General features: G+C 68.1%; 7 protein-coding genes and 1 pseudogene. 2 read left to right on the top strand and 6 right to left on the bottom strand.

Annotated features, from left to right (window positions below):
• Positions 1 to 458, bottom strand: a 458-nt coding sequence (locus JHN63_RS12155; protein WP_200679586.1) for a LacI family DNA-binding transcriptional regulator, incomplete at its 3' end; no start/stop codon positions are given.
• 180 nt (positions 459 to 638) lie between these two features.
• On the opposite strand from JHN63_RS12155, the gene JHN63_RS12150 reads away from it, so the two are divergent.
• Both JHN63_RS12150 and JHN63_RS12145 read left to right on the top strand, forming a co-directional pair.
• The gene (locus JHN63_RS12150) at positions 639 to 1,979 is read left to right on the top strand and encodes a mucin-1 (protein WP_200679584.1); all 1,341 of its coding nucleotides are present in this window, start codon (positions 639 to 641) and stop codon (positions 1,977 to 1,979) included.
• Positions 1,936 to 2,851 (top strand): annotated as a pseudogene (locus JHN63_RS12145) (family 1 glycosylhydrolase). Before JHN63_RS12150 ends, JHN63_RS12145 begins: the two are co-directional and overlap by 44 nt.
• A gap of 220 nt (positions 2,852 to 3,071) precedes the next feature.
• On the opposite strand, the gene JHN63_RS12140 reads toward JHN63_RS12145, so the two are convergent.
• The 5 genes from JHN63_RS12140 to JHN63_RS12120 all read right to left on the bottom strand — a co-directional run bounded on the left by JHN63_RS12140 (position 3,072) and on the right by JHN63_RS12120 (position 7,514).
• Positions 3,072 to 3,866: a hypothetical protein gene (locus tag JHN63_RS12140; RefSeq protein ID WP_200679582.1), complete on the bottom strand. Its 795-nt coding sequence runs from the start codon at positions 3,864 to 3,866 to the stop codon at positions 3,072 to 3,074.
• Positions 3,867 to 4,323: 457 nt separating this feature from the next.
• Positions 4,324 to 5,931: a restriction endonuclease gene (locus tag JHN63_RS12135; protein ID WP_234476480.1), complete on the bottom strand. Its 1,608-nt coding sequence runs from the start codon at positions 5,929 to 5,931 to the stop codon at positions 4,324 to 4,326.
• A gap of 134 nt (positions 5,932 to 6,065) precedes the next feature.
• Positions 6,066 to 6,881 (bottom strand): Lrp/AsnC family transcriptional regulator, encoded by an 816-nt coding sequence (locus tag JHN63_RS12130; RefSeq protein WP_200679580.1) that lies wholly within the window; start codon positions 6,879 to 6,881, stop codon positions 6,066 to 6,068.
• 7 nt (positions 6,882 to 6,888) lie between these two features.
• A complete protein-coding gene (locus tag JHN63_RS12125) occupies positions 6,889 to 7,281 on the bottom strand; it encodes a type II toxin-antitoxin system VapC family toxin (protein ID WP_200679579.1) in 393 nt (130 codons plus the stop codon).
• Positions 7,281 to 7,514: a hypothetical protein gene (locus JHN63_RS12120; RefSeq protein WP_200679578.1), complete on the bottom strand. Its 234-nt coding sequence runs from the start codon at positions 7,512 to 7,514 to the stop codon at positions 7,281 to 7,283. Before JHN63_RS12120 ends, JHN63_RS12125 begins: the two co-directional genes overlap by 1 nt.
• Positions 7,515 to 7,970 lie beyond the last annotated feature (456 nt).

Raw genomic sequence — 7,970 nt, 5'->3', positions numbered from 1 at the left:
GTGAAGCCGGGCCGGGCACCGCCGACCGTGCTGGCCAGCGGCACCCCGAGCGACCGCAGCGCCGCCGACTCCTCCTCGTCGGGGATGAGCAGCGACAGCACGGCGTCGACCCGCTTGCGGACCGGCATCCTGGTGAAGAAGCGCTTGCGTGTCTCCGGGGAGCCCAGGTTGTACAGCAGGACGTCGTAGCCGGCGGCGCTGAACACGTGCTCGGCGGCGTCCAGCACGGTGCCGAAGAACCAGCGGCCCACGTACGGCACCACGACCCCGATCGTGAAGGTCCGCCCGCTGGCCAGGCTGGAGGCCGAGCGGGACGCCGTATAGCCGAGTTGTGCGGCGACGGCCGTGATCTGTGCCCGCACTTCGTCGGAGACACCCGGCCGGCCGCGCAGGGCACGGGACACGGTGGACGCCGAGACTCCGGCGGTGCGGGCGACATCGGTGATGCTGACGGTCACAGCGCTTTTCTCCCGTCGGTTTCACGTCGGTGTGATCTGTGGGTGACGTGACCGTAAACCCGGCCTCGTTGTTGCGCAAGCGTTTGCGTTCAGTTTTACTGGGGCCGATTCTCAAGCGAGACCTTCGAGATCATTGGTCAGCGCACGCGTTTGCGCGCTGCGAGCCGACAGGAACTGTGCATGCGATACGCCCCGCCCGGCCTCTGCGTGAACGACTTCGCCCTGCTCCGCGACGACGACGGCACCTACACCGTGCTGCACCTTCAGGGCCCCTGGACGAGCGAGTTCGACCACCTGAGGATGGAGACCTCCTACGGCAGGGCCACCTCCACCGACCTGGTCGCCTGGCGGCCCGAGGGCACCGCCTTCGGCAACGGCCTGCCCGGCCGATTCGACCAGCAGGCGGTGTGGACGATGCACCCCGTACGACAGGGGGCCGGTTCGGCGATGTTCTACACGGGCGTCAGCGGACTGACCGACGGCGGCTGGCCGTTGCAGTCCGTCGGCCTCGCGTACTCCGACCGCACGGACGGCACCGGCTGGCGCCGCCACGGCACCGGGCCGGTCGCCGAGGCGGACGACCGCTGGTACCGCACCGGCGAACGCATGGGCTGGCGCGACCCGTTCGTGGTGCGCGACGACGAGTCGGACGGCTGGGTCATGGTCGTCTGCGCCGCCGACGCGTCGCTTCCCGTCGAGGCCAGCGGCTGTGTGGGGTGGGCGACTTCGGACGACCTGGAGCACTGGACGGTCCACCCGCCGCTCATCTCACCCGGTGACGTGGACGAGTTGGAGTGCCCGGTCCTCGAACGCCTCGACGACGAAAGCTGGTTGCTGATCGGCTCGCTCGGCGCGACCCGCGGCTTCGAGGCGTGGACCGCGCCGCGGCTGCGGGGACCGTGGACCCGCCGTGGCCCACTGGGCCCGACCGGCTCGTACGCTCCCCGCGTCATCACGGCTCCTGACGGCTCCCGCGTCGTCCTGCACACCACACCCCGCCGGGTTGATCTGAAGGATGCGGGTGACCGCTGCCGCGGCATGCTGGCCCAGCCCAAGTCCCTTGTCATACGCGAGGGTTCGGCACCCCGCCTGGAGTGGTGGCCCGGCCTCGACACCTGGCTGCTGGAGGAGACGACGGACCCGGCGCTGCACGCGGTCGGCGATATCGCTGTCTCCGGGCGTGTGGAGGTCACCCTTCGCACCGGCGACGACGGTCCGGCCCTGGTGGTCGGCTGCGACGGCAAGAACCTCTGGATCACCGGTCCCGCCGGCGCGCCACTGGGCGAGACCGTCCTGACCGAGCCCGCGACCACCCTGCGTGTACTCACCATCGGCGAGTACGTCGAGGTCTACGCCGACGGCGTCTTCGTTCTGACCGCCCTGTGCTATGCGGGACGCCCCGCCCGCTGGACGACGGTGACGGAAGGGCACACCCGCACCGTCCCGGTCCGCCCGGTCCGCCTGCCCGATCCCGGTCGTGACGACGCGTCCGCCGTCTGGCCCGGACCGACCACGAGTTGAGCGGCCCGGCCGTGAAAACCCCTTCCACAGGTCACCCTTCCCCGCCGATTCCCTCCGGGGCAGCTTCACCGCCGCCCACCGGCTCGAGGGCAACAACGTCAACAGCGACTGGTGACACCGGGAACACGAAGCGGACAGCACGCTCCCCGAACCCCAGTGGTGACGCCTGCGACAGCTACCACCGCCGGCGCGAGGACATGGACCTGCTCGCCGAACCGGGCTTCACCGACTACCGGTTCAGCATCGAACGGGCGCGCGTCGAACTTGCCCCCGCCGGGTTTTCCAAGGTGGAGATCGGCCTCCCTCCATAGCCCTAAAGGCCGTCAACCAGGTCCATCAGCAGGCGATGCCCGGCGCGGAAGCCGCGACCGCCGCCTACGGCAACCCCAGAGAGGACGTCTTCATCGAAGCCGCCCGCGACGACGACTGGATCGGAGTCCGGTCCTCCACGCGTACGAGGATCGGCGTGGACGGCCCGATCCCGACCCCCGACGACGCCGAGCGCACTTCACGGGCTGGGAGCACTACCCCGAGGCCATCCACCACGCTCGGCGTCACACCGCCGCCATCATCGGCGACGTCCCGCTGATCGTCACCGAGACGCCATCGCCACCGCCGACGACAGCCGGTGCGTCGACTACGGTGCCGACGCCCTCTCCACGATCGCCGCCGCCCTGGAGGACGGCCTCGACATCCGCGGCCATCTGGCCCGGAGCGCCCTCGACACCTATGAATGGGGGCTCCTACCAACCCACCTTCGGCCTGATCGCCGTAGACCCCGACACTCTCGAACGCACCGCACCCCCAAGCTCTCCGCCGCCCGGCTGGGGAACCTGGGACGCACCAGAATGATGCCGAGAGCGCACCACTGAAGCGCCCCGCACGGCAAGGGCGAGGCGGAAAGCCCGGCCCGCTTCCGTGGAAGCCTCGGCAGAAGCGGCGGACCGCGTCGAGTGACGGCGAAGCTGAGGGCTTTCACCGGCGAACATGCCGATCCTTCGAGCAACATTGCAGATCAGCGGCCTCCCGCTGGCCGACTCCGCGACATGCCCCGGGAGTTCGTGCCCTCCGCGTGCCCGATCTTCCGAGGCTTCACCTGCCGCAACGGCACGAAAACCCCACAAAAGCACAAGCCCCAGGCCACAGACCTGGGGCTTCAAAAAGAGCGGGTGACGAGAATCGAACTCGCACTCTCAGCTTGGGAAGCGACGGCGCTTGGGTGGTGGCATGGCAGCTGACCTGCGCAGATGCGTTCGGGGCTGGCAGGCGTGACGGCGTGTTGGCACCGCCGAGACGCTGGGTGTTCGGCAGGCGGGTCAGCACAGCGAGGTCGATCGCGGTGACACCAGGGGCGGTGGCGAAGCCTTCCTTGAGCGTGGCGACGAGGTTGGAGCCCATAGTGGTGAGCCACCACAGCAGCCGGTCGCGCTTGGTGAGGTTCTTGAGGGTCGGGCGCCCGTTGGGCGTGAGCCCGGCTGTCTGGGTGGGCAGGGAGTCGAGGTCCTGCTGCCGCATTACAACGGACAGCACCGAGCCGTCCATTCCTACGGCACAGCCCGCGGCGGGGTTGTCGGAGAAGGCCGTGTTCACCGCCTCGCAGACCGTCGCCTCGTCGTTGGAGACCAGGGCCTGCCACCACTCCTGGGCCTCGCCGGACAACCGCCGGCACACCGCCTCCAGGCGTGCCGACTCTGCGGCCAGGTACACGGACGCGTCCTGTTGCGCGCGCTGCTTCGCCGCGGCCCGCTCGACCCGGGCCAGTCGGCCCAACCCCCGCAGATGGAACGTCTGCGCCTCGGCGAGCGCCCAGGGCAGGCCCAACGCGGGTACCGCTGGGATCTCCGGCGGGTGAGCTGCGGGAAACGGCTGCAGATGCACGCTCGTCATCTGCTGCCGTAGCTCCCGTAGCCGGGTGACGGCCGCATTGCGCTCGGCCTCCTGCTGCGCTCGCTCCGCCTGACGCCGGACCCGGTCCAGGTGAGCAGCGGACGGGACGACAGTGCGGGGACCCGAGGCCCGCCGCGTAGTCGTTCGCCGTCGGTTTCCGCTCAGAGAACTCGACACGTAGAAGGGGCCGAGCCCTGACGACATCCGGGCCCCGCCGGTGCCCACGCTGAGTCTTGCCGCACGCGGACCCACCGAGGTTCGTACCCCGCGCGTCGAGACCCGCACACTCATCCCAGGAACCCCGACTCGGAACCCGAACCCCATGGCGCACCCCTTTCCCCAGGCTCAGTCTGGCACCGTGCGTGATCGGAAGCGGTGGTGATGACCGTACTCACCGCGATGTGCGGTTCTCTCGGCAATTCGGTGGCAGGGGCAGCGGGGCCGACGCCCGTGGCGCTTACCGCGGGCGCCGCTTCGGTGGCGTCGGGCCCGGGATGACGTCGAGGTCCATGTGCTCCTTGAACAGGTGGACCAGGTTGGCGCCGTCGAGGAGTTCGAGCCTCCCGTGCTCGTTGGCGAATGCCTCGCTCGCCCGGCCGAACCATGAGGTCGTCACCAGGATGCCCTTGGCCGCACGCTTGTGTTCCACGACGCCGGCGAGAGCGGAGACGGTCTCGAACGGCACCACGTTCTTGGTGCGTTTGGCCTGGATGATGCACAGCCCTTTCATGACCGGGTCCGTGTTCATCGCGACCGCGTCCACACCTTCGTCCTTCGACGGCTGTGTGTTCACGCTGTCCAGGCCGATGGCCTCGAACAGTTGCCGGATGAGGTGCTCGAACTCTGTGGGGGTCAGGTCCATCAGTACGGGGCGGCTGTCCAGGCCGGCCACGACGTCCAGGCTGTCCATGAGGCGGAACTTGGACAGGTCGAACGTGACCAACGGCCTTACCGGCTCCAACTCGTACGGGTTGGGCGAGATCAGTGAACGCAGCCGCTTCAGGCAGGCCCGCGGGTCCACCTGCGTCAGGACCAGCTCACCGAACTCGGCCCGATCAGCCTGGAGCGTGATCAGGCACGGATGGACGTTGCGCCCCGTGGCGCGGTCGATCGTGGCCACATGCCCGTTCAAGGCGACGGACTGGACTACGCCTTCGGTGTCGGCGGCGAAGAGTTCGTGGACGGTACGCAGGGCCGTCTGGGCCAGGATTGACGCGTAGAGTTCCTTGCGCTCCTTGTCCGGCTTCGGGACGGCTGTGATCTCGTCACGGGTCTTCACGTACCGGTACGCACGGGCCGCAGGCACCACGTCTTCCAGTGGTAGGTCGATCTCGATCAGCAAGTCACCGGTGTCCGCCTGAAACGAGACCTGGTGGCTCCTCGGGAAACCGTGCGGATACACGGAGGCTGCCAGGACCTGGTCGGCGAACCATTCGACAGCGTCGACATCCCTGTCCTGGTATGCGTTATGGCGCCCCTCAAGAGTGGCGTTCCACGCCTCGACCCGGGCAGCTTCCTCCCGGTTTTCCTTCTCGTGCTGTGCGCGGGCCTTCTGCAGCTTCTCCGCGCGCTTCTTCTCGTCGCGCGCGTGGTCTCGCAGCGCCCTGTCGAACTGCTTGCGAGCGGCTTCGACCTCCGCGTCGTACCCTTTTCGTCCGAATCCGAGAGCACCCAGCAGCCCCCGTGGCGGCTGCGGCTCGTACTCCTCCCACCTGGGCAAGGGCGCGGCTTTGGCACGGCCCTTGGGCGGTACGAACGGCGCGGGAGTGAACTGCTGCCTTAACCGCTCGAACGTCAGCGGATGCCCGTCCAAGACTGACGTACGCAGCAGCCGGGAAAGCTGCTCGGCATCGTGCTCGGCCACGCTCGTACGGTCGACAGCCTCTTGGGCGCGGGCTGCTTCGTACGCCAGCTTCTCTTCGCGAGCCTTCCGCTTGGCCTCGGCCTCGGCGGCCTTCTGGGCCTTCTCCCGCTCTCTGGCCTGCCTCGCGAGTTCCCGCGCGTAAGGATCGTTCCCGCCCGCCACTGTTTGCCCCCAGCTCAGTGATTGATCGTCAGTTCGCAACGTTCCGCAGTATCCCGTACCAGGTCGATGGCGTCAGCAGGCACTTGCCGAAGGTGCCTTCTGGCGTGCACTGCCCGGCCACTCCACGGCTGAACCTTCCGGCGGCTCCCGATCGCGGTGGAGGCAGTGCTGGATCAGCGTGCGGTGGCCCGGAGGACGAAGGCCGCCATGAAGAGCGAGAGCCCGGCCCCGTGACGAGTGGTGGTGAGCGAGCCGGGTCGTTTGACTGCCTGGCCGACGATGACGGTCTCCGCGCTGGTGACGCTGAGTCCGGCCTGGTCGTGGCTGATGAATCGGTAGAAACTCTCCGGTGTGGGGATCCAGACGGCGATGTGCAGGTCGGACGGTTCGGTGGTGGCGAGGGCTCGGTGCATGGAGGGGTGGGCCGCCAGGGAGCGTCCGACGGCGTCGAGGCGGTCCGGGGCGACGCGCATCATGATGTTGCGTTGATGGTGAGCCCGAGCCGTTTCGGGTCGATGACGATGTGGGTGAGCAACTGGCTGCCCGTGGTCGGGCGGGTGATGCGGCGTCGGAGGGTGGAGTCGGGGTAGCTGGTGCGAGCGGCCCGAGGCCGAGGCGCGTGCGTCGTCGCGCAGCTCCGCCAGGATGGCGTGGTCGGCCTCGTCCAACTCGGTTGCGGTGACGGCCTCTTGTAGGGCCGCCGGTTCCGCCGTGGTCAGGACGTCGTGGCGCCAGTCGGTCGCTTCCGAGAAGACGGGGGGCACTGTGGAGGCTGTCACCGAGGTGACCGCCCGGGGAGAGGGGAGCCGACGGAACACCAGGGCGTCGCGGGAGCCGGGCTCGGCCCAGGAGATGGCGTGTATCTCGTCGCCGGATGCGGAGAGGTCGATGAAGGGGGTGTCGTCGAGTGCGGCCAGTACGGCGGTGATGGCGTCGGGTTTGCCCCGAAGCAGCACACCGGTCGAGTCCGGGCCACGCCTGTACTGCAACGACGTCTTAGGCGGGCATGTCGACGGTCAGCCCGGCTGCTTGGGCGGCATCGGCCAGTCGTTTGTCGTACGTGACGAATGAGGTGAGCTGGGAGCGGATGCGGAGAGCCGTTGCCAGGTGGATGGCGTCCAGACTCCGTACGGTCGTCGGTTTCACGGTCTGGGCCAAGATGCGAATGCCGGCATCCAGCTCCACCAACTCGATCAGGTCGAGGACCGGGTGGAGCCGGGCGACGGCTTCCGGGGCGTAGCGTGCCAGGGCTCGCGATGACTCGATCTCCGCCAGAACCGAACTCGTCCATCCGGTCTCCGCCCGTTCGTCGAGCCAGTTGCGCAATGCCTGCGACTCGGATTCGGCGTGGACGAGTTTCACGACGGCGGCTGAGTCGAGATAGATCATCAGCGCTCGTCCTCGCGGCCGCGGGCGATCTCAGCGGCGATGTCGATGCCGTCCGGTTCGCCGAGTGGCATACGTAGGACGGCGCGACGCATCGCGGCAGCCCGTTCTTTGCGTAGAGCGGCTTCGAGTACGGCTTGGCGGATGGCCGCCGAGCGTGAACTGCCGTCATGAGTGAGAACCTCGAGAGCGTGCTCGGTCTCCGAGTCGCTGCGGATCGTGATGGTGTCAGCCATGCAATCAATGTAAGACAAAATGTCTTACGCGGCAAGGTCCAGGCTCGCGCCCCCTCCGTGGCAATGAAACCGCCAGCCGGTCCGGCGGAGGGCACGGCAGGCTGAGGGCTTTCATCGGGGACTGCCGCGGTGGGTGCCATGAAACAGCAGGTCAGTGGCGCGTTTCGGCGACCGGGGTGGTGAGTGGGTGGCCCTCGGCAAGCAACTCGTGCCCTCTGCGTGCCTAATCTCAGGGACCCTCGTGTGCTAGAAAATGCGACAGAGGGCCTCCCACGAAGGAGCCCCAGGCCGCTGACCTGGGGCTTCAATAAGAGCGGGTGACGAGAATCGAACTCGCACTCTCAGCTTGGGAAGCGACGGTGCTTGGGTGGGAAATATGGCTTTGACCAGCACATACGCCTGCTTCTTTGGGGGGCCGTGTGTGGTGGGTTGTACCGCTGTTGACCGTGGTTTTCC

Source organism: Streptomyces sp. MBT65 (assembly GCF_016612545.1).
Taxonomy (GTDB): domain Bacteria; phylum Actinomycetota; class Actinomycetes; order Streptomycetales; family Streptomycetaceae; genus Streptomyces.
This window is presented reverse-complemented; position numbering and strand designations above follow the sequence as displayed.

Bases quoted from the DNA above. Each gene is read 5' to 3' on its own strand.
- JHN63_RS12150 (WP_200679584.1), top strand. From the start codon at position 639: ATGCGATACGCCCCGCCCGGCCTCTGCGTGAACGACTTCGCCCTGCTC.
- JHN63_RS12140 (WP_200679582.1), bottom strand. From the start codon at position 3,866: ATGACGAGCGTGCATCTGCAGCCGTTTCCCGCAGCTCACCCGCCGGAG.
- JHN63_RS12125 (WP_200679579.1), bottom strand. From the start codon at position 7,281: ATGATCTATCTCGACTCAGCCGCCGTCGTGAAACTCGTCCACGCCGAA.
- JHN63_RS12120 (WP_200679578.1), bottom strand. From the start codon at position 7,514: ATGGCTGACACCATCACGATCCGCAGCGACTCGGAGACCGAGCACGCT.